Below are 25,349 nucleotides of genomic sequence, written 5' to 3' on the forward strand. Positions count from 1 at the left end.
TCAGCCGACCGGTACGCCCGCCTCCAGGTTGAGCACCGTGCCGCGCTCCCGCGCGCGCAGGGCCCAGCGGAGGCGGTCGTAGCGGACGGGCGGGAGGAGGTCGGCGGCCTCCTCCTCGGTGACGAAGCGCCAGGCGCGCAGTTCGGCGCCGGGCAGCCGGAGGCGCGCGGTGTCGCGGGCGGCGAGCCGGCCGCCGTCGAAGAGCAGCCGGAGACCGCCGAAGCCGGGCGGCTGGGGCCGCTCCCAGTCGACGAGGAGGAGCCGGGGGACGGCGTCCAGCTCCAGGCCGATCTCCTCGGCGACCTCGCGCATGCCGGCGCGGGCGGGCGGTTCGCCGGACTCGACGACGCCGCCGGGGAACTCCCAGCCGGGCTTGTAGGTGGGGTCGACGAGGAGGAAGCGGTCCTCCTCGTCGAAGAGGAGGACGCCGGCGGCCAGCGTCTCGCGGGTCGGCTCGGGGGTCTGGACGATGCCGCAGGGCGCGGCGCGCCCGGCCCGGACCGCGTCGGCGACGGCCCGGGCGGTCTCGGCGACGGTGAGCGCCGAGGTGTCGACGGTGTGGGCGTCGGCGCCGAGCCAGCCGGCGGCGGCCTCCCGGTAGGCCGGGATGTGGTCGTGGCACCAGCGGCGCACGTCGGCGTCGACGCCCGGGTCGCCGTACTCCGCGCGTCCGTCGATACGTGTCCGCAGGATCGTTTCCTCCGGTGCCAGGAGCACATGCCGGACGTCGATGCGGCGGGCGGCGAGGCCGCCGAAGATCTCGTCCCGGTACTCCTGCCGCAGCAGCGTCATCGGGACCACGAGCACCCCGCCGACCTCGGCGTGCAGGGCGGCGGCGGTGTCCACGACGAGCCTCCGCCAGATGGGCAGGTCCTGGTAGTCGTCCACCTCGGCGAGGCGCTTGGCGGGCAGGAGCCGGCGCAGTTCCGCGCCGGTCGCCTCGGGGTCGTACAGCGTGCTGTGCGGGATCAGTCCGACCAGTTCGCGCGCGGTGCTGGACTTGCCCGCGCCGAAAGCACCGTTGATCCAGACGATCACTTTTCCCCCCTCATCGACGGCCCCCTGTGGCTTGCCCGCAACACCCTGCCACGAAAACCACGAACACATGTCCGGGCCGAGGCGTAACGCTTCCGGCCCGCGGGTCGTTGAACAGGCGAGCACGAGGGGGTGCGGAGATGGACCGTACGGTTCTGGAACGGTTTCCGGCGGGTGGGCCCCGGGGGCACTGGCCCGCGGAGGAGTACGCGGGCGCGTGCCGCCAGGAAGGGGTGCCGGCCCGGGTGGTGATGGACCTGGCGTCCGACGCCTTCCTGGTCGTGGTGGAGCAGCGGACCCCGGAGCGGGCGGAGCCGGAGGCGGTGGCGCCCGGGCGGGCCTCTCCCGTACGGGAGTGAGCGCGCCGCCCGGGCCGCTCAGCTCCCCGCGGCGGCGGCGCGGGCCGCGGCGGCGGCGCCGAGGAGGCCCGCGTCCGTGCCGGTGGCGGCGGGGACGACCGTCAGACCGCGGGCGAAGGAGAGCGTGGCGTAGTCGGCGAGACCGCGCCGGAGCGGGGCGAAGAGGACCTCGCCGGCTCCGGCCACTCCCCCGCCGACGACCGCGATGTCGACCTCCACCAGATGCGCGGTGGCGGCGATGCCGGCGGCGAGGGCGCGGGCGGCCCGCTCGAAGGCGGCGACGGCGACCGGATGCCCGGCGCGCGCGGCCTCGGCCACGGCGGCGGCGGAGGTGTCGCCGTCGGGGCCGGGCCGCCAGCCCTGGTCGAGGGCGCGGCGGGCGATGTGGGGACCGGCGGCGATGCGCTCGACGCAGCCGCGGCCGCCACAGGCGCAGGGGTCGCCGTCGAGGTCCACGCTGAGGTGGCCGAGGTGACCGGCGTTGCCGGTGGGGCCCGGGTGGAGGCGGCCGTCGAGGACGAGGCCGCCGCCGACCCCGGTCGAGACGACCAGACAGAGGGCGTTGGCGCGGCCGCGGGCGGCGCCGAGCCAGTGTTCGGCGGCGGTCATGGCGACGCCGTCGCCGACGAGGGTGACCGGCCGGCCGCCCGCCCGCCGCCGGACCCGCTCGACCAGCGGGAAGGCGCGCCAGCCGGGCACGTTCACCGGACTGACCGTGCCCCGGGCGGCGTCCACCGGCCCCGCGCTGCCGATGCCGACGGCCTCGGCGGCGTCCCAGTGCGGCGAGGCGGCGAGGGCGTCGAGCACCTCCGCGACCGCCGCGAAGACCGTCTCCGCGTCCTCCCGCGCCGGGGTGTCCCGCCGGGACCTGGCCAGGATCCGTCCCCCGGCGTCGACCAGCGCCCCGGCGATCTTGGTGCCGCCGATGTCGAGCGCGACGACGGGGCCGGAGGACGGAGCCGCGGGGGGCGTGGAGGGGGTACCGGGGGCGGGGGCGGCGGCGGACGGGGCGGCGGAGGGCATGCACGTAGGTTCTCACGGTGCCCCGCGCCGGCCTCCGGCCCGTACCGGCGGCGACCGGATGTCCGCCGCCTTCCGGCCGTCCCGATCGACCGGGTCTGACAACGTTTTCCACGCTCTATGCTCGGTCGGAGGCGCATGATCCGCCGGCCGGCGCCCACCGGCATCCCGTACGGAGGAACCCCGCACCGTGGCCGAGACCCCCCGCCCCGAGCCCCGCTACGGCAACCGGCCCACGATGAAGGACGTCGCCGCGCGGGCGGGCGTCGGCCTCAAGACCGTCTCCCGGGTCGTGAACGGCGAGCCGGGGGTGACGCCGGAGACCGAACGGCGGGTGCGGGAGGCGATCGACGCGCTCGGCTTCCGCCGCAACGACAGCGCGCGGGTCCTGCGGAAGGGGCGCACGGCGACCATCGGGCTGGTCCTGGAGGACCTCGCCGACCCCTTCTACGGGCAGCTCAGCCGGGCCGTCGAGGAGGTCGCCCGGGCGCACGGCACCCTGCTGATCAACGGCTCCAGCGCGGAGGACCCCGAGCGGGAGCGGGAGCTGGCGCTGGCGCTGTGCGCGCGCCGGGTGGACGGCCTGATAGTGATCCCGGCCGGGGACGACCACCGCTATCTGGAGCCGGAGATCCGGGCCGGGGTGGCCACCGTCTTCGCGGACCGGCCGGCCGGTCTCCTGCACGCGGACGCGGTCCTCTCGGACAGTTTCGGCGGGGCCCGGGAGGGCGTGGCGCATCTGGTCGCCCACGGGCACCGGCGGATCGGCTTCGTCGGCGACCGGCCGGGGATCCACACCGCGGCGGAGCGGCTGCGCGGCTACCGGGCGGCGATGGAGGACGCGGGGCTGCCGGTCGACGAGCGGTGGGTGGCACCGGGGCCGACGGATCCGGAGCGGGTGGCGGCGGCGCTGGCCGGGATGCTGTCCGGTCCGGAGCCCGTGACCGCGGTCTTCGCGGGGAACAACCGGGTCACCGTCACCGCCGTGCGGGTGCTCGCCGGGCGCACCGCCGTGGCAGGCGGACCGCCGGTGGCGCTGGTCGGCTTCGACGACGTCGAGCTGGGGGACGTCCTGGGCGTCACGGTGGTCGCGCAGGATCCGGCGGGGCTCGGCAGGACGGCCGCCCAGCAGCTGTTCCGTCGGCTGGAGGGGGCCGCCGAGGCGCCCCGCCGGGTGGTCATCGGGACCCGGCTCCTCGCCCGTGGCTCGGGCGAGGTCCCTCCGTCGTCCGGCTGAGCGGGCGGCCTGCGGTCAGCGGCCGGCGCCGGCCGTGAGGTCGCCGCGGCGCGGGGCGGCGAACCGCTCCAGGGCCGCGCGGGTCATCCCCGTGAGGGCGTCGACCTCGGCGGTGTCCAGGGCGCCGCACTGGAGGCCGCGCAGCAGGTAGGAGGAGAGGGCCTTGGCGGTGGCGGGCTCGTCCATGACGTCGCCGCCCGCGTGGTTGGCGTAGGCGGAGAGGCGCTTGGCGGCGGTCTCGAAGCCCTCGCGGTAGAAGGCGAAGACGGCGGCGTAGCGGGTCGGGATGTGGCCCGGGTGCATGTCCCAGCCCTGGTAGTAGGCGCGGGCCAGGGCGCGGCGGGTGAGGCCGTAGTGCAGCCTCCACGCCTCGTGGACGTGGGCGGTGGAGCCGACCGGGAGGACGTTGGTGGAGCCGTCGGAGACGCGTACGCCGGTGCCGGCGGCGGCGACCTGCATGATGGCCTTGGCGTGGTCGGCGGCCGGGTGGTCGCTGGCCTGGTAGGCGGCGGAGACGCCGAGGCAGGCGCTGTAGTCGAAGGTGCCGTAGTGCAGGCCGGTGGCGCGCCCCTCGGCGGCGTCGATCATGCGGGCGACGGCGGCGGTGCCGTCGGCGGCGAGGATGGACTGGCTGGTCTCGATCTGGATCTCGAAGCCGAGCCGGCCGGCGTCCAGGCCGTGGGCCTTCTCGAAGGCTTCGAGGAGGCGGACGAAGGCGGTGACCTGCTCGGGGTAGGTGACCTTCGGGAGGGTGAGGACGAGGCCGTCGGGCAGGCCGCCGTGCTCCAGGAGGCCGGTGAGGAAGACGTCGGTGGTGCGGATGCCGCGGTCGCGGACGGCTGCCTCCATGCACTTCATCCGGATGCCCATGTAGGGGGCGGCGGTGCCCCCGGCGTACGCCTCCGAGATCAGCCGGGCGGCGCGGGCGGCGTCGTTGTCTTCTGCGGCCCCACCGCCACCGGCGTACCCGTCCTCGAAGTCGACCCGCAGGTCCTCGATCGGCTCGCGCTCCAGCTTGGTGCGCACGCGCGCGTACACGTCCTCGGCGAGGTCGTCGGAGAGGCCGAGGACGGCGGCGAAGGAGGCGGCGTCGGGGGCGTGCTCGTCGAGCGCAGCGAGGGCCTGGTCGCCCCAGGAGCGGATGGTGCCGGCGTCGAAGACGTCGCCGGGGACGTAGACGGTGTGGACGGGCTGGCGGGTGCCGGGGTCGCCCGGGTAGCGGCGGTCGAGCTCGGCGTCCACCGCCGCGAGGGAGGAGCTGATGCCCTCGCTGACCGCGCCCGCGAGGCTCGTCGACACCTTCTCCTGCTGACCCATCCCTGATCCTCCTGTTTTCCGCTGCACGGAATCAACAATCCGTATGGCGAAGTTAATGGGCCGCCGGGACCTGCGTCAATGGTTGACCGAAACGGCCGGGGGCCGCACGGCGAGATTCGCCGTGCGGCCCCCGGGGGCTGTGAAAGCGCTGGTCGTCAGCCCTTGCGGGCCTGGACCTCCTGGGTCAGGACCGGGACGACGTCGAAGAGGTCGCCGACCACGCCGTAGTCGACGAGGTCGAAGATCGGAGCCTCGGCGTCCTTGTTGATGGCGACGATGGTCTTCGAGGTCTGCATGCCGGCGCGGTGCTGGATCGCGCCGGAGATGCCCGCGGCGATGTACAGCTGCGGGGAGACCGACTTGCCGGTCTGGCCGACCTGGTTGGAGTGCGGGTACCAGCCGGCGTCCACCGCGGCGCGGGAGGCGCCGACGGCCGCGCCGAGCGAGTCGGCGAGGGCCTCGATGATCGCGAAGTTCTCGGCGCCGTTGACGCCGCGGCCGCCGGAGACCACGATCGCGGCCTCGGTCAGCTCCGGGCGGCCGGTCGACTCGCGGGCGGTGCGGGAGGTGACCTTGGTGCCGTGGGCCTTCTCCGAGAAGGTGACGGCGAGCGCCTCGACGGCGCCGGCGGCCGGGGCGGCCTCGACCGGGGCCGAGTTCGGCTTGACCGTGATGACCGGGGTGCCCTTGGAGACGCGGGACTTGGTCGTGTACGAGGCGGCGAACGCCGACTGCGTCGCGACCGGGCCCTCGGCACCGGCCTCCAGGTCCACGGCGTCGGTGATGATGCCGGAGCCGATGCGGACCGCGAGACGGGCCGCGATCTCCTTGTTCTCGGCGGAGGACGGGACGAGCACGGCGGCCGGGGACACGGCCTCGTAGGCGGCCTGGAGGGCCTCGACCTTCGGGACGACCAGGTAGTCGGCGAACTCGGCGGCTTCGGCGGTCAGGACGCGGACGGCGCCGTGCTCGCCGAGGACGGCGGCGGTGTCGGCGGCGCCGTTGCCGAGCGCGACGGCGACCGGCTCGCCGATGCGGCGGGCGAGGGTCAGCAGCTCCAGGGTGGGCTTGCGGACGGCTCCGTCGACGTGGTCGACGTAGACGAGAATCTCAGCCATGGGACTTCAATCTCCTGCGAACGAAAAGGGGGGCAGTCTGTACGGCTCGCGCGAGCCCTAGATGAACTTCTGGCTCGCGAGGAACTCGGCCAGCTGCTTGCCGCCCTCGCCCTCGTCCTTGACGATCGTGCCCGCGGTGCGCGCCGGACGCTCGTCGGCGGAGTCCACGGCGGTCCAGGAACCCTCCAGGCCCACCTCGCCCTCGTCGAGGCCCAGGTCGTCGAGCTCCAGCTCCTCAACCGGCTTCTTCTTGGCGGCCATGATGCCCTTGAAGGACGGGTAGCGCGCCTCGCCCGACTGGTCCGTCACGGAGACGACGGCCGGGAGGGAGGCCTCCAGCTGCTCGGAGGCGGTGTCGCCGTCGCGGCGGCCGGTCACCTTGCCGTCCTCGACCTTGACCTCGGAGAGCAGGGTGACCTGCGGGACGCCCAGGCGCTCGGCCAGGATCGCCGGGAGGACGCCCATGGTGCCGTCGGTGGAGGCCATGCCGGCGATGACCAGGTCGTAGCCGGTCTTCTCGATCGCCTTGGCGAGCACCAGCGAGGTGGCCATGACGTCGGAGCCGTGGATGGACTCGTCGTCGACGTGGACGGCCTTGTCGGCGCCCATCGACAGCGCCTTGCGCAGCGCGTCGCGCGCGTCCTCGGGGCCGACGGTGAGGACGGTGACCTCGGCGTCGTCCGCCTCCTCGGCGATCTGCAGCGCCTGCTCGACCGCGTACTCGTCGAGCTCCGACAGCAGACCGTCGACGTCCTCGCGGTCGACCGTCAGGTCGTCGGCGAACTTCCGGTCGCCAGTGGCGTCCGGCACGTACTTCACACAGACAACGATCCTCAAGCTCACGCCGGCTCTCCTACTGCATCGTCATAACTGGGCTGCCTTGTTGCTCGCAGCATAGGCGCCTGAAGGGCGGGTTTCCGGTCGGGGCGCCGGACGCCCCGACCAGATATTACTCGTCAGTACACCCAGTTCGTGACCATTAAGCAAGCGCTCAGCAATGTGATCTGCCCGACCCTCGCGGGACGGCCCCCACGGGAACTCTCAGTCGCGCAGCGCGTTGAAGCGCCCGTGGTGGTAGAGGAGCGGACGGCCCGCGCCGTCGGGGTCCCCGGCGACCGCCTGGGCTATCACGATCCGGTGGTCCCCCGCGGGCACCAGGGCCACCACCCGGCACACCAGCCAGGCCAGGACGCCGTCGAGGACGGGCACCCCCTCGGGGCCGAGGCTCCAGCGGGTCGGCTCGGCGAACCGGTCGGCGCCGCTGCGCGCGAAGGTGGCCGCCAGCTCCTCCTGGTGCTCGCCGAGTATGTGGACGCCGATGTGTTCGGCCTCGGCGACCACGGGCCAGCTGGAGGAGCCGGTGCCCACGCCGAAGGAGATCAGCGGCGGGTCGGCGGCGACGGAGCTGAGCGAAGTGGCGGTGAAGCCGACGGGGCGCTCCCCGTGGGCGGTGATCACCGCGACGCCGGCGGCGTGGCGGCGGAAGACGGAGCGGAGCAGGTCCGGCGAGGCGGGCCTGGGGGCGCCGATCGTGGGGACGGTGCGGAGCTCGGGCGAAACCGTCATGGAGTTGTCCTTCGTGCGGGGCGGCATGGAGCGGGGTCCTGGGGCGTCAGAGGCCCGGACAGCGCGCGCTCGCATGACGGCCCAGGTCCACATGGGCCCGGCCGTAGAGAAGGAGTTCACCGGTCACTCCGTCAGGGTGACGAGGAGTGACGGCCCGGGTCAAGTGCGTACCGGGATGTGGGAGATGTGTCACCGCGTCAGGGGCCCGCGCCCGGTCGGCGTCACAGCGCGCGGCCGAGGGCGGCGATGACGTCGGCCCGGCGGGGCTGCCCGGCCGCCCGGCGGACGATCCGGCCGGCCGCGTCGAGGACGAGGACGGTGGGGGTACGGGCGACCCCGAGCGCGCGGACCAGGCCGAGGTGCTCCTCGGCGTCGATCTCCACGTGGGCGACGCCGGGCACCATGGCGGCGACCTCCGCGAGCGTGCGGCGGGTGGCCCGGCAGGGCTGGCAGAAGGCGCTGGAGAACTGGACCAGGGTCGCCCGCTCGCCCAGCTCCGCGCCGCCGAGCCGCTCCGGCCCCAGCCGCTCCGGCGCGGGCTCTTCCGTCCCGGGCCCGTCCGGTCCGAGCCGCTCCGGTCCGACCCGCTCCGGCCCCGGCCGTTCCGTCGCGTCCACCGTCATCCCTGTCCCCTCGTTCCGCGTCCTTCTCCCCGTGCAGCGTCGCACGGCACCGCGGGATTCCCGCCCCGACCACCGCGAGTGACGAGAATCTCCCCGTACGAAGCCGCCTGGACTGGTCACAGCGGCCCACATGCGGCACGATCTGCCCAAAGCCGAAAACCTACGGCCGCGTAACTTCGCCGGGAGAGCCCTCCCGAAGGCACAGACGAAGGGGATCCCCTCCCATGGCAGAACTCGTGTACCGACCGGTGGTCGGCGCCGCGCTCACCATGTTCAAGGCGCTCGACCTCAAGATCGACACACAGGGTTCGGAGCACATCCCGCGGACCGGCGGAGCCGTCCTGGTCAGCAACCACATCAGCTACCTGGACTTCATCTTCAGCGGTCTGGCCGCGCTGCCCCAGAAGCGCCTGGTGCGCTTCATGGCGAAGGAGTCGGTCTTCCGGCACAAGGTCTCCGGACCGCTGATGCGGGCCATGAAGCACATCCCGGTGGACCGGGCGCAGGGCGAGCACGCCTACCAGCACGCCCTGGAGGCGCTGCGGAAGGGCGAGATCGTCGGCGTCTTCCCCGAGGCGACCATCTCGGAGTCCTTCACGCTGAAGAGCTTCAAGTCGGGCGCGGCCCGGCTCGCCCAGGAGGCCGGGGTGCCGCTGATCCCGATGGCCCTGTGGGGCACCCAGCGGATCTGGACGAAGGGCCGGCCGCGGAACTTCAAGCGGGCCCACATCCCGGTGACGATCCGGGTCGGGGAGCCGGTCGAGGCGCCCTCCGACCAGTACGCGGGCGCCATCACCCGGCGGCTGCGCGAGCGCGTCCAGGAGCTCCTGGAGGCCGCCCAGCGCGCCTACCCGGTGCGCCCGAAGGACGCCGCGGACACCTGGTGGATCCCGGCGCACCTGGGCGGCACGGCGCCGACCCCGGAGCAGCTGAAGGCGGCCGGGCAGTAACTCCCCGGCCAGGGGCCGCCCGGGCTCACAGTTCCGTGGGGAGCGTCCGCCAGAGGTGCGGCCGGTCGGGGGCGGCGCGCAGGGCCCGGAGGACCACGGGGTGGGGTTCGGCGTAGAGAACCGGGTGGTCGACCTCGCCGAACTCCGGTCGTACGGTCCAGGCCAGCCGCTCCTCGCCCAGCGAGAACCGGGCGTCCACGCCCGGCGGCACGTTTCCGCGCACGTCCTGCCGGGCCCACCGCTCCTCGCCCGGCAGTTTCACCGCGACGAGGCCGTGGAGCGCCGGGTTCGCTCCGTCGTCGTCCGCGAGCCGCTGGTAGCAGAGGGCGGCCGGGATGCCCCGGGCCCGCAGGAGCGCGGCGTACGCGACGGACTTGGCGTAGCAGATGCCGGTGCCCTGCTCCAGGACGTCGGAGGCGCGCCAGGTGACACGCGGGTCGCCGGAGTCCTGGGAGTGCGGGATGGTGTCCCGGACGAAGACATAGGCCGCTTCGGCGTATGAGTATGCGTCGGGGTGGTCGGCGGCGATGCGCTCCGCGGTGGCCCGGACGAGCGGATGGTCGTGATCGACGGCCTCACCGACCGCCAAATACGCCTCGATGTCAGGGTTCTGCTGCATCAGCTCCATGATCCGCGAGCATAGACATGCGGCCGAGTGGCGTCAATGACTTTCCACTCGACCGCATATCTATTCAGTTCAGCTCAGCGGGCCAGCTCTTCCTTCAGGGCCTGGAGGAAGGCGTCGACGTCTTCCTCCGTGGTGTCGAAGGAGCACATCCAGCGCACGTCGCCGGCCTGCTCGTCCCAGAAGTAGAAGCGGAAGCGCTTCTGGAGCCGTCGGCTGACCTCGTGCGGGAGCCGCGCGAAGACCGCGTTGGCCTGCACCGGGTAGAGGATCTCGACCCCGTCCAGGGAGCGCACGCCGTCCGCGAGGCGGCCGGCCATCGCGTTGGCGTGCCGGGCGTTGCGCAGCCACAGGTCCTTGGCGAGCAGCGCCTCCAGCTGCACCGACAGGAAGCGCATCTTGGACGCGAGCTGCATGGACAGCTTGCGCAGGTGCTTCATGTGGCTGACGGCGTCCGGGTTGAGGACGATCACGGCCTCGCCGAAGAGCATGCCGTTCTTGGTGCCGCCGTACGAGATGACGTCGACGCCCACCGCGTTGGTGAAGGCGCGCATCGGCACGTCGAGCGAGGCGGCCGCGTTGGCTATCCGGGCGCCGTCGAGGTGCACCTTCATGCCCTTGGAGTGGGCGTGCTCGACGATGGCGCGGATCTCGTCCACGGTGTAGACGGTGCCCAGCTCGGTGTTCTGGGTGATCGAGACGACCTGCGGCATGGCCCGGTGCTCGTCCTCCCAGCCCCATGCCTGCCGGTCGATCAGCTCGGGGGTGAGCTTGCCGTCCGGGGTCGGCACGGTGAGCAGCTTGAGGCCGCCCATGCGCTCCGGCGCGCCGCCCTCGTCCACGTTGATGTGGGCGGACTCGGCGCAGATCACGGCGCCCCAGCGATCGGTGAGCGCCTGGAGGGCGGTCACGTTCGCCCCGGTGCCGTTGAAGACCGGGAACGCCTCCGCGAGCGGGCCGAAGTGGCTGTGGACGATCCGCTGGAGGTGGTCGGTGTACTCGTCCTCGCCGTAGGCGACCTGGTGGCCGTCGTTGGCGAGGGCGATCGCGGCGAGCACCTCCGGGTGGACGCCGGCGTAGTTGTCGCTCGCGAAACCCCGGACCGACGGGTCGTGGTGACGACGGGCGTCGGTCCGGTGCCCGAGGGCGGCGGTCACGGTGCGGGGGTCAGCCACAGGCGCTGTCCATTCACTTCCTGGGCGGGCCGGTCCCACAGGCCGGCGATCTCGTCGGCCAGGTCCTTCACGTCGGTGAAGCCCGCGAACTTCGCGTTGGGGCGTTCGGCGCGCATGGCGTCGTGCACCAATGCCTTGATCACCAGGATCGCAGCCGCGGCCTGCGGGCCGTCGTCGCCCCCCAGCTTGCGGAAGGAGTCCGCCAGGGCCAGGGTCCACGCCTCGGCGGCGGCCTTGCCCGCGTTGTACGCGGCGTTGTTGGCCTGCGGCTTGTGGGCGCCGACCTGGCTGACCAGGGCGTAGCGGCCGCGGCCACCGCTGCGGAGCAGGGCGTCGTGGAAGGCGAGCGAGGTGTGCTGGACCGTGCGGATCAGGAGCTTCTCCAGGAAGTCCCAGTCCTTGAGGTCGGTCTCGGTGAAGGAGGAGCTGCCGCGCCAGCCGCCCACGAGGTGGACGAGCCCGTCGACGCGCCCGAACTCCTTCTCCGTCTTGTCGACCCAGGCGCGCGTGGCGTCGAGGTCGAGGAGGTCGACGGTCTCGCCGACGACCTTGGCGCCCTGGGTCTCGCGGGCGGCCTCGACCGCCTCGGCGAGCCGGGCCGGGTCGGCGTCGGCGGCGACCACCGTCGCGCCGGCGCCGGCGAGGCGGATCAGCGCCGCCCGGCCGGCGGGGCCGGCCGCGCCGGCCACCGCGATGACGGCCCCGTCGAGGGGTCCGCCGTTCGATTCGGCGTCCATCCGCGCCGCCTCCTCCGTGTCCTGGCGGGCCTCGCTCACGCGGCGACCCGCTCGGTGCCCGTCACGTCCGCGGCCGTGATGCCCTTCGTCCCGGCGATCACGCCCTTCATCTTCTTGGCGAGGGCCTCGAAGAACATGCTGAGCGGAAACTCGTCGGGAAGCACGTCGTCGACGAGCTTGCGCGGCGGGAGGGAGAGGTCCAGGGCGTCGGGACCCTTGGCCCACTTGGAGCCCGGGTGCGGGGCGAGGTAGCCGGAGACGAACTCGTACGCCTTGAACCAGTGGACGAGCTTCGGGCGGTCGATGCCGTCGCGGTAGAGGGTCTCGATGTCGGCGCAGAGGCGGTTGGTGACCTCGGGGGCGCGCTCCCAGTCGATGGTGAGGATGTTGTCCGTCCAGCGCACCACGTCGTTCTTGTGGAGGTACGCGAAGAGCAGCTGGCCGCCGAGACCGTCGTAGTTGCGGTTGCGGTCGCCGGTGAGCGGGAAGCGGAACATCCGGTCGAAGAGGACCGCGTACTGCACGTCGCGGCCGTGCTCGTTGCCCTCGGCCTCCAGCTTCACGGCCTCCTTGAAGGCGGTGAGGTCGCAGCGGAGCTCCTCCAGGCCGTACATCCAGAACGGCTGGCGCTGCTTGATCATGAAGGGGTCGAAGGGCAGGTCGCCGCGGCTGTGGGCGCGGTCGTGGACCAGGTCCCAGAGGACGAAGGCCTGCTCGCAGCGGCTCTGGTCGTCGAGCATCGCGGCGATGTCCGCGGGCAGCTTCAGGCCCAGGGTGTCGACGGCGGCCTCGGTGACCTTGCGGAAGCGCGCGGCCTCGCGGTCGCAGAAGATGCCGCCCCAGGTGAAGCGCTCGGGGACCTCGCGGACGGCGACGGTCTCCGGGAAGAGGACGGCCGAGTTGGTGTCGTACCCGGCGGTGAAGTCCTCGAAGGTGATGCCGCAGAAGCCCGGGTTGTCGTAGCGGGTGGCCTCCAGCTCGGAGAGCCACTCGGGCCAGACCATGCGGAGCACGACGGCCTCGAAGTTGCGGTCCGGGTTGCCGTTCTGCGTGTACATCGGGAAGAGCACGAGGTGCTGGAGCCCGTCCGCGCGGCCGGCGGCCGGGTGGAAGACCATCAGCGAGTCCAGGAAGTCCGGCACGCCGAAGCCGCCCTCGGACCACTTGCGCAGGTCGGCGACGAGAGCGCGGTGGTACTCGGCGTCGTGGGGCACGAGCGGGGACAGCTGCTCGACGGCGGCCACCATGCGGTCCACGGTCAGCTCGACGAGCGCCCGGGCGGGCGCGCCCTCGGCGTCGAGGTCCACGGATCCGTCGGCGCTCTGCCAGACCCGGATCTCCTCCACGGCGTTCTTGAGCTCCGGCCAGGCAGGGTGGTCGATCACGCGGGCATCGGTGGCTATCCCCCCACCGGTCACGTCCTGCACAAGAATTTCCGTCATGCCTCTTCCTCCACAGGAGAACCTTGCGTAAAGGAACCGTATCCACGCATGACTCGTCCTCGCAAGAGGGCCAAGAGAAATTCTCCCGTGTGACACCCTCCCGACCGCATTTTTTCCTGTCGCCCGGGGGGTGAACGCACGCTTCCGCCGGAAGGATCAGACCAAGGGCTTCACCAGGAGCTCGAAACGAAGGTCGTCGCGCCGGGGCAGGCCGAAGCGCTCGTCGCCGTACGGGAAGGGGCTCGTCTCGCCGGTGCGCCGGTAGCCGCGCCGCTCGTACCAGGCGATCAGCTCCTCCCGGGCGGTGATCACCGTCATGTGCATCTCGCGGACGTCCCACAGGTCGCGGACCCGCCGCTCGGCCTCCGCGATGATCCGCTTGCCGAGACCGGCGCCCTGGAGCTCGGGCCGGACCGCGAACATGCCGAAGTAGGCCGCCTCGCCGCGGTGCTCCAGCTGGCAGCAGGCGACGGTCTCGCCGTCCCGCTCCACCAGCAGCAGCACGCTGCCGGGGGCGGAGATCACGGCGGCCACGCCCTCCGGGTCGGTCCGCTGCCCGTCCAGCAGGTCCGCCTCGGTGGTCCAGCCCGCCCGGCTCGCGTCGCCCCGGTAGGCCGACTCGACCAGCGGCACCACGACGGGGACGTCGTCGAGCACCGCCCGCCGGTACGTGACGATGCCGGGCTCCTGGCTCTCGGCGGTGTCGGGAACGGGCGTGGCGGTGTCCATCGTGCGGGGCTCCCCTCGGGCGCTGCGGATCGGCGTGCGCGATCGTTCCGAGCCTAACGCGCGCCGCCGCACTCCCCTTTCGTACACCCGTGCGCGCCCATGCGCCCGCGTGGGCGCTCGCCGCCCCGGGCATGCCCCTCGGTGGGGTACGAGTCGAGGGGGGTGTGCCGTGCACGGACCGGCCCTGTCCGGGTGGCTGCTCGTGGCGCTCTGCGCGGCCAGCGGGGCCTACTGCCTGCTGCGGATGCGGGCGTGCGCCGGCGAGGCGCGGCGCGCCGCGCGCGCCGAGGCGGTGATGGGCTTCGGGATGGCCGCGATGGCGCTGCCCGCGGCGGTCGTCGGACCGCCGTCCTGGAGCTGGGCGGTGTACGCGGCGCTGTTCGGCGCGGTGGCGGTGGGCGACCTCCTCGCGGCCCGCCGCGACGCACACCGGCTGCACCACGCGGTGGGCTCGCTCGCGATGCTCTACATGGCGCTCGCGATGGCCCCGGCGGCCGGCGGCGCACCGGGGGTGCACGGGGCGCACGGCGCGGGCACGGCCGGCGGCATCCCCCTGCTCACCGGCGGGCTGCTCCTCTACTACGGGGTGTACGTGCTCCGCACCGGCACGCGGCTCGTCCCGGTCGCCCCGCACCCGGGCGCGGCGGGGGCCGGAGGGGGCGGCGGGTGGGCGACCCGACCGGAGCTCACCCTGGTGTGCCGGCTGTCGATGGGGCTCGCGATGCTGGCCATGCTCTGCGCGCTCTGAGTCCCTTGCCCCGCACGGGCGTTCGCCCCGGGGCGGGGCGAAACCGTGGCGTGCGTCACTTGGCCGGTGCGGCCATACCCCCGGGGAGCACCCGGCTCATAGGCTGACGCCATGTCGGTCTCCCTCGCACTGCTGCTGCTCGGCGTCCTGACCGCTCTCACCGCTCCCCGGCTGCTGGCCCGGGCCGACTGGGTGGAGCGGGAACCGGTCGTGGCGCTCTGGGTGTGGCAGTGCGTGGTGGCCGCGGTGCTGGTCAGCTTCGCGCTGTCGATGACGTTCAGCGCGGCCGCCGCCTGGCAGGCCGTGCGCGGGCAGGTGTTCGCCCCCGCGCCCGCGGCGGTGGTCGACGCGTACGAGCTCTCCACCGGCGGCGGCCCCTGGTCGGCGGTGATCGCCGTGGCCCTCGCGGCCGGCGGGCTGTGGTCGGGCGCCATGCTCGGGCGGGAGATCGGGCTGGCCCGGGCCCGCCGCCGGCAGCGCCGTGCCGACCTGCTGGTCCGCGCCCCGCAGCTGCCCGGGGAGGAGGAGGCCGCCGGACGGCTGGTCGTCCTGGAGGGCGAGCGGCCCGACGCCTGGTGGCTGCCCGGGACCACCCCGCGGCTGGTCGTCACCACCGCCGCCCTCCGCCGGCTGAAGGGCCGCCAGCTCGACGCCCTCCTCGCCCACGAGCAGGGCCACGCGCGGGCCCGGCACGACTGGCTGCTGCACTGTTCCGGCGCGCTGGCCGCCGGCTTCCCCGGCGTCCCGGTCTTCACCGCCTTCCGCGAGGAGATGCACCGGCTGGTCGAGCTGGCCGCCGACGACGTGGCCTCGCGGCGCTTCGGCCGGCTCACCATCGCGCTCGCGCTGGTGGAACTGAACGAGGAGCGCGGGGTGTTCGGCGCCGCGCCCGGCAGCGGCCCGCTCGCCGGACTCCCCCAGCGGGTCGACCGGCTGCTCACCGCCGCGCCGAGGCTGCCCGCCACCCGGCGCCTGGGGCTCACGGCGACCGCCGCGCTGGTCCCGGTCGTCCCGCTGCTCGTCGCCTTCTATCCGGGCCTGGCCGCGCTGGGTTAGCGGGTGTCCCCCACGACGGCCCGCACCCGTCCCGGTGTTGCGCGGGGCGGTGCGCGGCGTCCGGTCCGGCAGGATCGTGGAATGCGTACTTCCGCCGTGGTCTCCGGATCCCTCGCCCTGCTGCTGCTCGTACTCGTGATGGCGGGCTGGTCACCGCTGCTCTCCTTCGACCGCGCGGTCGACGAGGCCCTGCACCGCAGCGCCGTCGACCACCCCGGCTTCACCCGGGTCAACCGGGTGTTCAGCGACTGGGTGTGGGACCCGTGGACGCTGCGGGCGCTGGCCTTCGCCGTCGTGGTGCTCCTCGTCCGGTCCGGACGCCGGCGGCTCGCCTGGTGGGTGGCCGGGACGGTGGTGGCGGCGGCCGGGGTGCAGCAGGCGGTGAAGGCGCTCGTCGGCCGGGAACGGCCGGAGTGGCGCGATCCGGTGGACTCGGCGTCGTTCGCCGCCTTCCCCTCGGGGCACGCGATGACCGCGGCCGTGGTCTGCGGCCTGCTGCTGTGGGTGGTCGCGCTCGTCGGACGGGAGCCGTGGCGGGGCTGGGGCACGCTGGCCGGGCTGGCGGTCGTCTCGGTGCTCGGCGTGGGCTGGACCCGGATCTACCTGGGGGTGCACTGGCCGTCGGACGTGCTGGCCGGCTGGCTGATGGGCTGGTCCTGCGTGGCCGTCGCGGTGGTGTCGTACCGCCGGGGCCCCGCCCGCCGGCCCGTCCCGGCGGGGCCCGGCCCGGACGCCGGGGAGGAGACATGACGAGGCCGCCCGTCCTGGACGATCCCCCGTGTCGCCCAGGGCAGGCGGCCGCCCCGCCGGGGCGCCACGAGGGCGGTCCGGCGAGCCACGCTGAGTATATTGGCCGAGAGCCAGTCAACGCAGGAGCCCAGCATGACGCCGCGTAGCCCGTCGGTCAACGAAGAGCTTCGGAGGCGTTCCCGGGAGCGGATCCTGGCGGCCACCGTCGAGCTGGTCGGACGGCACGGATACGAGGCCACGACCCTCGGCGACATCGCGGAGCGGGCCGGGGTGGCCCGCGGCCTCGTCTCGTACTACTTCCCCGGCAAGCGCCAGCTGCTCCAGTCCGCGGTGCACCGGCTGATGCACCTCACGCTGGAGGAGGCGCTGGAGCGCGAGCCGCGCACGGAGGACGGTGCCGAGCGGCTGGCGCGGGCGATCGACGCGATCCTGGGGCTCGCGGTGGACCGGCCGACGCTGATGCGGACCCACATGGCCGGGATCCTCCAGGCCGAGGGCTTCGTGCGGTGCGAGGAGCAGCAGCGGCTCGCGTTCCTGCTGCGGGACACGGTGGAGCGGTACGGCTCCGAGGACGTGGACCGGGACTACCCGCTGCTGCGGGCGCTGCTGATGGGCTCGGTGGTGGCGGTGCTGCTGCCGGGCGCGCCGATGCCGGTGGCGCGGCTGCGCGCGGAGCTGTTCCACCGGTACGGCCTGGCCTGGGAGAGCGGCATGCCGCCGGACGGTGGTCCGCCCGACGGCATGCCCTGAGGCGTCCGGGGTCAGTCCAGGTCGCCGAAGTCCTCGAAGTAGTCCGGCTGGGTCTGGACGTTGAGCTCGTCCATCCGGATCCGCTGCGCGGGGTCGGTGCGGCGGTCGGAGATCTTCAGGACGTCGAGGCCCCGGGCGATCTCGTTCGAGTAGACGTGGCCGTTGTAGTAGTAGGCGGACCAGGAGCCGCCGGTGGTGAGGGCGGTGGCGGACACCGGGCCGCGGTCGAAGTAGCCGATCTCCTTCGGGTGCGCGGAGTCGGTGAAGTCCCAGACCGAGACGCCGCCCTGGTACCAGGCCTGGACCATGAGGTCCTTGCCCTTGACCGGGATCAGCGAGCCGTTGTGGGCGACGCAGTTCTCGGTGTTCGCCTGGTGGCGCGGGATCTTGAAGTAGCTGCGGAAGACGAGCTTGCGGTGCGCGCCCTTGCCGGTGATGTCGTAGACGCCGTTGGCGCCGCGGTTCGGGCCGACGGCCGCGTTGCAGGTGGCGCCGCCGCCACCGCCGAGCTCGTCGGTGAAGACGACCTTGTTCGCCTTCTGGTTGAAGGTGGCGGAGTGCCAGAAGGCGAAGTTGACGTTGTCCTGGACCTGGTCGATCACCCGGGGGTGCTCGGGGTCGGAGACGTCGAAGAGGATGCCGTCGCCCATGCACGCGCCGGCGGCGAGGTCCTTGCCGGGCAGCACGGTGATGTCGTGGCAGCCGGTGGTCTTGGAGACGCCCGGGTTGGTCGGGCCGCCCGGGTTGCCGCCGCCGTCGGGGCCCTCGCCGGGGAACAGGACGGGGAAGTTGACGACGCGGGCCTGCTCGGGCGCCTCGCGGGGCACCTTGATGACCGAGATGCCGTCGTGCGGCGGCAGGCAGTCGGGGAAGGCCGCGTTGGGCGAGTAGGAGGAGACGTACACGTACACGTCCTTGCGCTGCGGCAGGATCGTGTGGGTGTGGGAGCCGCACGCGGTCTCGACGGAGGCGACGTACTTCGGGTTCGTGACGTCGCTGATGTCGAAGATCTTCATGCCCTCCCAGGACTCCTTGACGGAGGCGGGCTGCGTCGTGCTGGCGCACGAGTCGTCGCTGCGGGAGGAGTCGGTGGAGAGGAAGAGGAGGTCCCCGGAGACGGAGATGTCGTTCTGGGAACCGGGGCAGAGGACCTGGGCGACGGTCTTCGGGGCCTTCGGGTCGCTGATGTCGAAGATCCGGAAGCCGTCGTAGTTGCCCGCGAAGGCGTACCGGCCCTGGAAGGCCAGGTCCGTGTTGAGGCTCTTGAGCGCGTCCTTGGGGATGTTCGCCAGGAGTTCGATGTTGTCGGTCTTCACGATCTCGTCGACGCCGGGTATCTCGCCGCTCTGGATCGCGGCCCGTGCCTCGGCGGCCTGCTCCGCCGAGACCGGCGCCCGGAGGGGCGCGTCTCCGGGGTCGGGGGTGGCGACCGCCGTTCCGGTGGCGAGCAGCGCCGCCAGGAGGCCGGCCGCGGCGGTGGCCGCGCCGAGGCGTCTGGACCGGGAGCGTGGACTCTGCGGGGTATGCAACGAAGTCACTCCGTCCTCCGTGTTTTCCGTTCAAAGCTGAACGGTGCTGGACCCCGGCAGTATGTTCCTTGGCGTGCACATCCCAACAGATGGCAACACAGATGTAATCAAGGAATCTGTGGGACCCCCCGGAAAGACCTGCTAGGAACGGCCCCTGTACCCGCAAAACCCCTGGAGGTACCGTTGCTGATCCGCCGTCACCACCGGCGTGCCGCCGTCGCCGTGAACCTCGCCGCGCTGGCCGTACTCGCCCTGGCCGCCTGCGAGTCCGACTCCGGCGCGGGCGGCCCGGAGCCCACCCCGACCGGCGCCGCCGCGGCGGTCGTGGTGCCCGGCAGGCCCGGCGAGCCGGCCCGGCGGGTCTCACCGGAGGAGGCGGCGAGCCTGCTCCCCGACGAGCGGCCGAACGGCGCCGACTTCCGGTACGTGCAGATGATGATCGTCCACCACCGGCAGGCCCTGACGATGACCTCGCTGGCCCCCGAGCGGGCGGGGTCGCCGGCGGTCCGGAAGGTGGCGGAGCGGATCGCGGCGGCCCAGCAGCCCGAGATCGGCGCCATGGAGGGGTGGCTGACGACCAACGGCGGCCCCCGGGACCAGGGCGCGCACGCCCATCACACGATGCCGGGCATGGCGACCGAGGCGCAGCTCGCGGAGTTGCGGGCGGCGAAGGGCGCGGCCTTCGACGAGCTCTTCCTGAAGCTGATGGTGACGCACCACGAGGGCGCCGTGACCATGGCGGCCGAGGTGCTCGGCCAGGGCAACAACGTCCAGGTGGAGGAGATGGCGAACGACGTGATCGCGCAGCAGACCGCCGAGATCGGCCGGATGCGGTCGCTGTGACCGCGGGGGCCGCTCAGGCCCCCGCCGGCTCCGGGGCGCCGTCCGCGTCCTGACGGGCGGACTGCGCCTCGGACGCCGCGAGGACGGTGTCGAGGAGGCCGGGGAAGAGCGCGTCGAGGTCGGCGCGGCGGAGCCCGTTGAGCTTCGCCGTGCCGCGGTACTCCTGCTGGATGACGCCGGCCTCGCGCAGCACCCGGAAGTGGTGGGTGGTGGTCGACTTGGTGACGGGGAGGACGAAGTACGAGCAGCTCAGCTCGGTGTCCGCGGCGGCCAGTTCGCGGACGATCCGCAGCCGCACGGCGTCCGAGAAGGCGTGGAGCACCGGCTCCAGGCGGATCTCCTCGCGCGTCGGGTGCTCCAGGAGGCGGGGGCTGGCGGCGGGCGTCATGGCGGCGGCTCCACTTTCTCCCGGGGGTCGGCCCGGGACGGACCCCATTATACGAGAGTCCTCGTAGTTTGACAGGCGCCGTACTACGATGGGTATCGTACGAGCGTCCCGCCGGGCCGCCCCGCGACCGGCGACCCCGCCGTCCCGAAACGGAGTCCGCGATGAGCGCCACCCTCTTCGAGCCCTACACCCTCCGCTCGCTGACCGTCCCGAACCGCGTCTGGATGGCGCCGATGTGCCAGTACTCGGCGGAGGTCTTCGGCCCGAACGCCGGGGTCGCCAACGACTGGCACTTCGCCCACTACGGGTCCCGCGCGACCGGCGGCGCCGGCCTGATCCTCGTGGAGGCCACCGCCGTCGCCCCCGAGGGCCGGATCAGCCCCGCCGACCTCGGCCTGTGGAACGACACCCAGACCGCGGCCCTGCGCCGGATCGCCTCCTTCGTGAAGGCCCAGGGCTCCGTCCCCGGCATCCAGATCGCGCACGCCGGCCGCAAGGCCGCCACCGAGCGCCCCTGGCTCGGCCGCGGCCCCGCCGCCGCCGAGGAGGCGTGGCAGCCGGTCGCCCCGAGCCCGCTCGCCTTCGCCGAGGGCCACACCGTGCCGACCGAGCTCACCGAGGAGGGCATCCGGGAGATCGTCGGGCGGTTCGCCGCCGCGGCCCGCCGCGCGCGGGAGGCCGGCTTCGAGGTCGTCGAGGTGCACGGCGCCCACGGCTACCTCATCGGCGAGTTCCTCTCCCCGCACAGCAACCACCGCACCGACTCCTACGGCGGCTCCTTCGAGAACCGGACCCGGCTCGCCCTGGAGATCGTGGACGCGGTCCGCGCCGTCTGGCCCGAGGACCTGCCCGTGTTCTTCCGCATCTCCGCCACCGACTGGCTGGAGGACGCGGGCTGGACCCCGGACGAGACCGTCCGCTTCGCCGCGCTGCTGCGCGAGCACGGCGTCGACCTGCTGGACGTCTCCAGCGGCGGCAACGGCGGCCCCGCGAAGGTCCCCGTCGGCCCCGGCTACCAGGTGCCGTTCGCCGCCCGGGTCAGGGAGGAGACCGGCCTGCCCGTCGCCGCCGTCGGCCTCATCACCGAGCCCGAACAGGCCGAGAAGATCGTCGCCAACGGCGAGGCCGACGCGGTCCTGCTCGGCCGCGAGCTGCTCCGCGACGCCTCCTGGCCGCGCCGGGCCGCACGCGAACTGGGCGGCTCCACCCCCACGCCGCCGCAGTACGCCTGGGCGATCTGACGCCGACGCCCTCCGCGGACGCCCCGCCGCCGCACGGCCCCGGGGTGTCTCCGGGCGCCGTTGTCAGTGGGCGGGTGCAGACTGGCCCGTATCCGTGACAACGGCGTCCTGGAGGTGGGCACCCATGCCCGACGTACTTCTCACCGTAGGCACCCGCAAGGGACTCTTCATCGGCCGCAGGCACGACGGGCGCTGGGAGTTCGACGATCCCCACTTCCCGGCCCAGGCCGTGTACTCGGTGGCCATCGACACCCGGCCGGACACACCGCGACTGCTGGTCGGCGGCGACAGCGCGCACTGGGGTCCCTCCGTCTTCCACTCCGACGACCTGGGCCGCACCTGGACCGAACCGCCCGCGCCGGCCGTCAAGTTCCCCCAGGACACCGGCGCCTCCCTGGAGCGCGTCTGGCAGCTCCACCCGGCCCCCGCCCACTCCCCCGGCGTCGTCTACGCCGGCACCGAACCGGCCGCCCTCTTCCGCTCGGACGACGGCGGCGAGTCCTTCGCGCTGGTCCGGCCGCTGTGGGAGCACCCGACCCGCTCCCAGTGGGTGCCCGGCGGGGGCGGCGAGGCGGTGCACACGGTCGTCACCGACCGCCGCGACCCCGACGCCGTCACCGTGGCCGTCTCCACCGCCGGCGTCTTCCGCAGCCGGGACGGCGGCGCCTCCTGGGCCCCGGCCAACCAGGGCGTCTCCGCGGTCTTCCTGCCCGACCCCGACCCGGAGTTCGGCCAGTGCGTCCACAAGATCGCGCAGGACGCGGGCGACCTGGACCGGCTCTACCTCCAGAACCACTGGGGCGTCTACCGCAGCGACGACGCCGGCGGCCGCTGGACCGACATCGGCGGGCCGCTCCCCTCCGACTTCGGCTTCGCCGTCGCCGCCCACCCGCACCGGTCCGGCACCGCCTACGTCTTCCCCATCACCGCCGACTCCGACCGGGTCCCCGCGGACCACCGCTGCCGGGTGTACCGCACCACGGACGCCGGCACCAGCTGGGAACCCCTCGACAAGGGCCTGCCGCAGGGCGACCACTACGGCACGGTCCTCCGCGACGCGCTCTGCACCGACGACGCCGACCCGGCGGGCGTCTACTTCGGCAACCGCAACGGCGAGGTGTACGCCAGCGCCGACGACGGCGACACCTGGCAGCTCCTCGCCGAGCACCTGCCGGACGTCCTCTGCGTCCGGGCGGCGGTGATCTGAACTCCCCGCCGCCCCCGGCCCGTCGGCGCCCCGCTCAGGGCAGCAGCCAGTCCACCGGCTCGGCGCCCTGGGCGACCAGCATCTCGTTGGCCCGGCTGAACGGCCGGGAGCCGAAGAAGCCCCGGTCCGCCGAGCGCGGCGACGGGTGCGCGGACTCGACGGCGGGCAGACTCCCCAGCAGCGGACGGGCGTTGCGGGCGTCCCGGCCCCACAGGATCGAGACCAGCGGCTTGCCGCGGGCGGCGAGGGCGCGGATGGCCTGCTCGGTGACCTCCTCCCAGCCCTTGTTGCGGTGGGCGCCCGCGTTGCGCGGGGAGGTGGTCAGCGTCCTGTTGAGCAGCAGCACGCCCTGCCGGGTCCACGGCGTCAGGTCGCCGTTGGAGGGGCGGGGGTGCCCGAGGTCGGTGTGCATCTCCCAGAAGATGTTCAGGAGGCTGGCCGGCAGCTGCTTCACCTCCGGGGCCACCGCGAAGCTCAGACCGATCGCCATCCCCGGGGTGGGGTAAGGGTCCTGACCCACGATCAGGACCCGCACGTCGTCGAAGGGCTGCTGGAAGGCGCGCAGGACGTTCGGCCCCGACGGCAGGTAGGTGCGGCCCGCGGCGATCTCCTGCCGCAGGAAGTCGCCCATCTCGGCCACCCGGCCCGCGACGGGCTCCAGGGCCTTGGCCCAACCGGGCTCCACCAGTTCGTTCAACGGTCTCGCAGTCACGGTCCGTCACTCTAGCGGCCTACACCGACAACGCCGCCCGCCCTAGACTGCGGGCCCCATACCCCCAGCCGGTGAGGACGGTCGCGAGCGTGGAGAACCGGAGCGAGCACGCCGGAGACGCGGCGGACGCGGTGGTCGTCGGGATCGACTCGGGCGGCTCGGGGCTGCGGATCGCCCTCGCCCGGGCCGCCGACGGCACGGTCCTCGACAGGGCGGCCGCGCCCGGGCCCGTACGGACCGGACCGGGCGGGATCTCCGCCGCCCACTTCCTGGAGTCGGTGCTGCCGGCCGTCGCCGCGCTGCGGGCCCGCGCCGGGGGCGGGCGCCCGGTGAGCGCCGCCGCCGTGGGCGCCGCCGGCATGGCCACGCTCGGCGAGGAGCTGCGGGCGGTCCTCCCGGGGGCGTTCGCCGACGCCTGGGGGGTCCGCGGGACCGCGCTCGCCGCCGACGCCGTCACCGCCTACGCGGGGGCGCTCGGCGCGCGGCCCGGCGCGGTCGTCGCCGGCGGCACCGGACTGATCGCCCTCGGCACCGACCTGACCCGCTGGCGCCGGGCCGACGGCTGGGGCCACCTGCTGGGCGACTGCGGCAGCGGCGCCTGGATCGGCCGGGCGGGCCTGGAGGCGGCGCTGCGCGCGTACGACGGGCGGCGCGGCGGTTCCGCGGCGCTGCTGGCCCGGGCCGAGAAGCTGCACGGCCCGGCGGCGGGGCTGCCCGCCGCGCTCTACCCGCGCACCGACCGGCCGGCCGTGCTCGCCGCCTTCGCCCCGGAGGTCGCCGCCTGCGCGGCGGACGACCCGGTCGCCGCGGCGGTCCTGAAACGGGCAGCGGAGCACATCGCCGACGCCGCCGAGGCGGCCTGCCCGCCGGGCCCGGACTCCGTGGTGGCGCTGACCGGGGGTCTCTTCCGGCTCGGCGAGCCGCTGCTCGTACCGCTGCGGGCGGCGCTCGCGGAGCGGCTGCCCGGGGCACGGACCGTCGCTCCCGCGGGGGACCCGCTCGACGGGGCGGTGACGCTGGCCGCGGGGCTCGCCGGCGCCGGGATCCGGCTCCCCGAGGACCCCGCGCTGCTCCGGATCGTCTGACCGGGGCGCCCCGCCCGGGCGGGTATCGCCGCTGGTCGAAGCCGTGCCGAGGGGCCGGGCGGCGGCACCGTCCATGATCCGGCACGCGCCGGACCGGACATACAGGGGCAGAAGGCGCGGGCTCGTACCTCACCGAACGCTCCCGTCCGCAAAGCCAGTAGCATGCGGCGCCATGAGCACCCCCACTGGGCCCGCCAACGGCCTGCCTGTACGAATGCCGCGCCCCCGCCCGTCCGGGCGGCACCGCCGCCCCGACCCGGCGGCGGCGCCCGAGGGCGCTCCCGCCCTGGTGCTCGCCGTCCCCGGCGCGCCCTCGGCCGCCATACGCTCCCTGGCCGAAGAGCTGGTGAGCATCGCCCGGTCCGAGCTGCCCGGCCTGGAGGCCGCGATCGGCTTCGTGGACGGCGACGGCGAGGAGTACCCGACGCTCGCCGGCGTGCTGACCGCCGCCGCGGAGCTGCGCGAGGAGCGGTACCGGATCGCCGTGGCGGCCGGCCGCGAGGTCGGTGCCCCGGAGGGCCCCGCCGCGATCGTCGTCCCGCTGCTCGCCGGCCCGGACAGCGCCGTGATGCGCCAGATCCGCCAGGCCGTCATGGACAGCGGCAACACCGCCGAGCTGACCGATGTGCTCGGTCCGCACCCGCTGCTCGCCGAGGCGCTGCACGTGCGCCTGTCGGAGGCGGGGCTGGCCCGCGCCGACCGCGCCCGGCTGTTCACCGTCGCCACGGCCGCGGACGGCATCGTCCTGGCGACCGTGGGCGGCGAGGAGGCCGTGCAGGCCGCCGGCATCACGGGCATGCTGCTCGCGGCCCGGCTCGCCGTGCCGGTGATGGCCGCCGCGCTCGACCAGGAGGGTTCCATCGCCTCCGTGGCCGAGCAGCTGCGCGAGGCGGGCGCGGTGCAGCTCGCGCTGGCCCCGTACCTGATCGGCCCGGAGCTGGCCGAGGGCCTGCTCGACGAGGCGTCGAAGGAGGCCGGCTGCCCGGCGGCCGAGGCGCTGGGCGCGTACCCGGCCATCGGCAAGCTGGTGCTGTCGCAGTACGCGGCCGTGCTCGGCCTTCCGCAGCAGGGCGCGGCCCCCGCGCACTGACGCCCGGAACGCACGAG

Annotated in this window: 27 protein-coding genes; 12 read left to right on the forward strand and 15 right to left on the reverse strand. The window is 74.0% G+C overall.

Going from position 1 to position 25,349, the window contains the following annotated elements:
- Entirely contained in the window at positions 1-1,038 is a 1,038-nt protein-coding gene (locus ABFY03_RS05640; RefSeq protein ID WP_319013101.1) for an NUDIX hydrolase, read from the reverse strand.
- 137 nt (positions 1,039-1,175) lie between these two features.
- Here ABFY03_RS05640 and ABFY03_RS05645 point away from each other — a divergent pair, with 137 nt between their 5' ends.
- Positions 1,176-1,394: a hypothetical protein gene (locus tag ABFY03_RS05645; protein ID WP_319013100.1), complete on the forward strand. Its 219-nt coding sequence runs from the start codon at positions 1,176-1,178 to the stop codon at positions 1,392-1,394.
- An 18-nt stretch (positions 1,395-1,412) separates the two neighbouring features.
- Here the strand turns inward: ABFY03_RS05645 and ABFY03_RS05650 are convergent, their stop codons facing one another.
- Positions 1,413-2,417 carry an ROK family protein gene (locus ABFY03_RS05650; RefSeq protein ID WP_346169353.1) on the reverse strand — a complete coding sequence of 335 codons (1,005 nt, stop codon included), beginning with the start codon at positions 2,415-2,417 and terminating at the stop codon, positions 1,413-1,415.
- A gap of 187 nt (positions 2,418-2,604) precedes the next feature.
- On the opposite strand from ABFY03_RS05650, the gene ABFY03_RS05655 reads away from it, so the two are divergent.
- Positions 2,605-3,651, forward strand: a complete 1,047-nt coding sequence (locus tag ABFY03_RS05655; RefSeq protein WP_319013098.1) for a LacI family DNA-binding transcriptional regulator — start codon at positions 2,605-2,607, stop codon at positions 3,649-3,651.
- 15 nt (positions 3,652-3,666) lie between these two features.
- Here ABFY03_RS05655 and ABFY03_RS05660 read toward each other — a convergent pair whose 3' ends face one another.
- The 5 genes from ABFY03_RS05660 to ABFY03_RS05680 all read right to left on the reverse strand — a co-directional run bounded on the left by ABFY03_RS05660 (position 3,667) and on the right by ABFY03_RS05680 (position 8,275).
- Positions 3,667-4,968: a DUF6986 family protein gene (locus ABFY03_RS05660; protein WP_319013097.1), complete on the reverse strand. Its 1,302-nt coding sequence runs from the start codon at positions 4,966-4,968 to the stop codon at positions 3,667-3,669.
- Positions 4,969-5,123: 155 nt separating this feature from the next.
- Positions 5,124-6,086: an electron transfer flavoprotein subunit alpha/FixB family protein gene (locus ABFY03_RS05665; protein ID WP_319013096.1), complete on the reverse strand. Its 963-nt coding sequence runs from the start codon at positions 6,084-6,086 to the stop codon at positions 5,124-5,126.
- A gap of 57 nt (positions 6,087-6,143) precedes the next feature.
- Positions 6,144-6,929: an electron transfer flavoprotein subunit beta/FixA family protein gene (locus ABFY03_RS05670; protein WP_346169354.1), complete on the reverse strand. Its 786-nt coding sequence runs from the start codon at positions 6,927-6,929 to the stop codon at positions 6,144-6,146.
- A 198-nt stretch (positions 6,930-7,127) separates the two neighbouring features.
- Positions 7,128-7,652, reverse strand: coding sequence for a flavin reductase family protein (locus ABFY03_RS05675; RefSeq protein ID WP_319013094.1), 525 nt, complete (start codon positions 7,650-7,652; stop codon positions 7,128-7,130).
- A gap of 221 nt (positions 7,653-7,873) precedes the next feature.
- Entirely contained in the window at positions 7,874-8,275 is a 402-nt protein-coding gene (locus ABFY03_RS05680; RefSeq protein ID WP_319013093.1) for a TlpA family protein disulfide reductase, read from the reverse strand.
- 224 nt (positions 8,276-8,499) lie between these two features.
- On the opposite strand from ABFY03_RS05680, the gene ABFY03_RS05685 reads away from it, so the two are divergent.
- On the forward strand, positions 8,500-9,225 hold the full coding sequence (locus ABFY03_RS05685) for a lysophospholipid acyltransferase family protein (RefSeq protein WP_319013092.1): 726 nt from the start codon (positions 8,500-8,502) through the stop codon (positions 9,223-9,225).
- 25 nt (positions 9,226-9,250) lie between these two features.
- Here the strand turns inward: ABFY03_RS05685 and ABFY03_RS05690 are convergent, their stop codons facing one another.
- From ABFY03_RS05690 to ABFY03_RS05710, 5 genes are all read right to left on the reverse strand, one after another.
- Positions 9,251-9,853 (reverse strand): transglutaminase-like domain-containing protein, encoded by a 603-nt coding sequence (locus tag ABFY03_RS05690; RefSeq protein WP_346169355.1) that lies wholly within the window; start codon positions 9,851-9,853, stop codon positions 9,251-9,253.
- Between the two features lie 74 nt (positions 9,854-9,927).
- Positions 9,928-11,025, reverse strand: coding sequence for a threonine aldolase family protein (locus ABFY03_RS05695; RefSeq protein ID WP_386723556.1), 1,098 nt, complete (start codon positions 11,023-11,025; stop codon positions 9,928-9,930).
- On the reverse strand, positions 11,004-11,762 hold the full coding sequence (locus ABFY03_RS05700; protein ID WP_346172206.1) for an SDR family NAD(P)-dependent oxidoreductase: 759 nt from the start codon (positions 11,760-11,762) through the stop codon (positions 11,004-11,006). Before ABFY03_RS05700 ends, ABFY03_RS05695 begins: the two co-directional genes overlap by 22 nt.
- 35 nt (positions 11,763-11,797) lie before the next feature.
- The gene (locus ABFY03_RS05705; RefSeq protein ID WP_346169356.1) at positions 11,798-13,204 is read right to left on the reverse strand and encodes a DUF6421 family protein; all 1,407 of its coding nucleotides are present in this window, start codon (positions 13,202-13,204) and stop codon (positions 11,798-11,800) included.
- Positions 13,205-13,360: 156 nt separating this feature from the next.
- Positions 13,361-13,933 (reverse strand): GNAT family N-acetyltransferase, encoded by a 573-nt coding sequence (locus tag ABFY03_RS05710; RefSeq protein WP_319013089.1) that lies wholly within the window; start codon positions 13,931-13,933, stop codon positions 13,361-13,363.
- Positions 13,934-14,102: 169 nt separating this feature from the next.
- Between ABFY03_RS05710 and ABFY03_RS05715 the strand changes: the two genes are divergently transcribed.
- The 4 genes from ABFY03_RS05715 (at position 14,103) to ABFY03_RS05730 (ending at position 17,237) form a co-directional block, all read left to right on the forward strand.
- Positions 14,103-14,681, forward strand: a complete 579-nt coding sequence (locus tag ABFY03_RS05715; protein WP_346169357.1) for a DUF5134 domain-containing protein — start codon at positions 14,103-14,105, stop codon at positions 14,679-14,681.
- Between the two features lie 111 nt (positions 14,682-14,792).
- The gene (locus tag ABFY03_RS05720) at positions 14,793-15,737 is read left to right on the forward strand and encodes a M56 family metallopeptidase (protein WP_346169358.1); all 945 of its coding nucleotides are present in this window, start codon (positions 14,793-14,795) and stop codon (positions 15,735-15,737) included.
- Between the two features lie 81 nt (positions 15,738-15,818).
- Positions 15,819-16,487 carry a phosphatase PAP2 family protein gene (locus ABFY03_RS05725; protein WP_319013086.1) on the forward strand — a complete coding sequence of 223 codons (669 nt, stop codon included), beginning with the start codon at positions 15,819-15,821 and terminating at the stop codon, positions 16,485-16,487.
- 132 nt (positions 16,488-16,619) lie between these two features.
- A complete protein-coding gene (locus ABFY03_RS05730) occupies positions 16,620-17,237 on the forward strand; it encodes a TetR/AcrR family transcriptional regulator (RefSeq protein ID WP_319013085.1) in 618 nt (205 codons plus the stop codon).
- An 11-nt stretch (positions 17,238-17,248) separates the two neighbouring features.
- Here ABFY03_RS05730 and ABFY03_RS05735 read toward each other — a convergent pair whose 3' ends face one another.
- Positions 17,249-18,775: an LVIVD repeat-containing protein gene (locus tag ABFY03_RS05735; protein WP_319013084.1), complete on the reverse strand. Its 1,527-nt coding sequence runs from the start codon at positions 18,773-18,775 to the stop codon at positions 17,249-17,251.
- Positions 18,776-18,949: 174 nt separating this feature from the next.
- On the opposite strand from ABFY03_RS05735, the gene ABFY03_RS05740 reads away from it, so the two are divergent.
- Positions 18,950-19,609 carry a DUF305 domain-containing protein gene (locus ABFY03_RS05740; protein WP_346169359.1) on the forward strand — a complete coding sequence of 220 codons (660 nt, stop codon included), beginning with the start codon at positions 18,950-18,952 and terminating at the stop codon, positions 19,607-19,609.
- Positions 19,610-19,622: 13 nt separating this feature from the next.
- On the opposite strand, the gene ABFY03_RS05745 is transcribed toward ABFY03_RS05740, so the two are convergent.
- Complete coding sequence (locus ABFY03_RS05745; RefSeq protein ID WP_319013082.1) at positions 19,623-19,997, reverse strand: ArsR/SmtB family transcription factor; 375 nt, start codon at positions 19,995-19,997, stop codon at positions 19,623-19,625.
- A 161-nt stretch (positions 19,998-20,158) separates the two neighbouring features.
- On the opposite strand from ABFY03_RS05745, the gene ABFY03_RS05750 reads away from it, so the two are divergent.
- The gene (locus ABFY03_RS05750) at positions 20,159-21,238 is read left to right on the forward strand and encodes an NADH:flavin oxidoreductase/NADH oxidase (RefSeq protein ID WP_346169360.1); all 1,080 of its coding nucleotides are present in this window, start codon (positions 20,159-20,161) and stop codon (positions 21,236-21,238) included.
- A 124-nt stretch (positions 21,239-21,362) separates the two neighbouring features.
- Positions 21,363-22,445, forward strand: a complete 1,083-nt coding sequence (locus tag ABFY03_RS05755; protein ID WP_346169361.1) for a WD40/YVTN/BNR-like repeat-containing protein — start codon at positions 21,363-21,365, stop codon at positions 22,443-22,445.
- A 34-nt stretch (positions 22,446-22,479) separates the two neighbouring features.
- Here ABFY03_RS05755 and ABFY03_RS05760 read toward each other — a convergent pair whose 3' ends face one another.
- Positions 22,480-23,157, reverse strand: coding sequence for a uracil-DNA glycosylase (locus tag ABFY03_RS05760; protein ID WP_031009907.1), 678 nt, complete (start codon positions 23,155-23,157; stop codon positions 22,480-22,482).
- Positions 23,158-23,246: 89 nt separating this feature from the next.
- On the opposite strand from ABFY03_RS05760, the gene ABFY03_RS05765 reads away from it, so the two are divergent.
- Positions 23,247-24,242, forward strand: coding sequence for an N-acetylglucosamine kinase (locus ABFY03_RS05765; protein ID WP_346169362.1), 996 nt, complete (start codon positions 23,247-23,249; stop codon positions 24,240-24,242).
- 172 nt (positions 24,243-24,414) lie between these two features.
- Positions 24,415-25,332: a sirohydrochlorin chelatase gene (locus ABFY03_RS05770; RefSeq protein WP_319013078.1), complete on the forward strand. Its 918-nt coding sequence runs from the start codon at positions 24,415-24,417 to the stop codon at positions 25,330-25,332.
- Positions 25,333-25,349 lie beyond the last annotated feature (17 nt).

This window comes from Streptomyces roseofulvus, from assembly GCF_039534915.1.
Classification (GTDB): domain Bacteria; phylum Actinomycetota; class Actinomycetes; order Streptomycetales; family Streptomycetaceae; genus Streptomyces; species Streptomyces roseofulvus.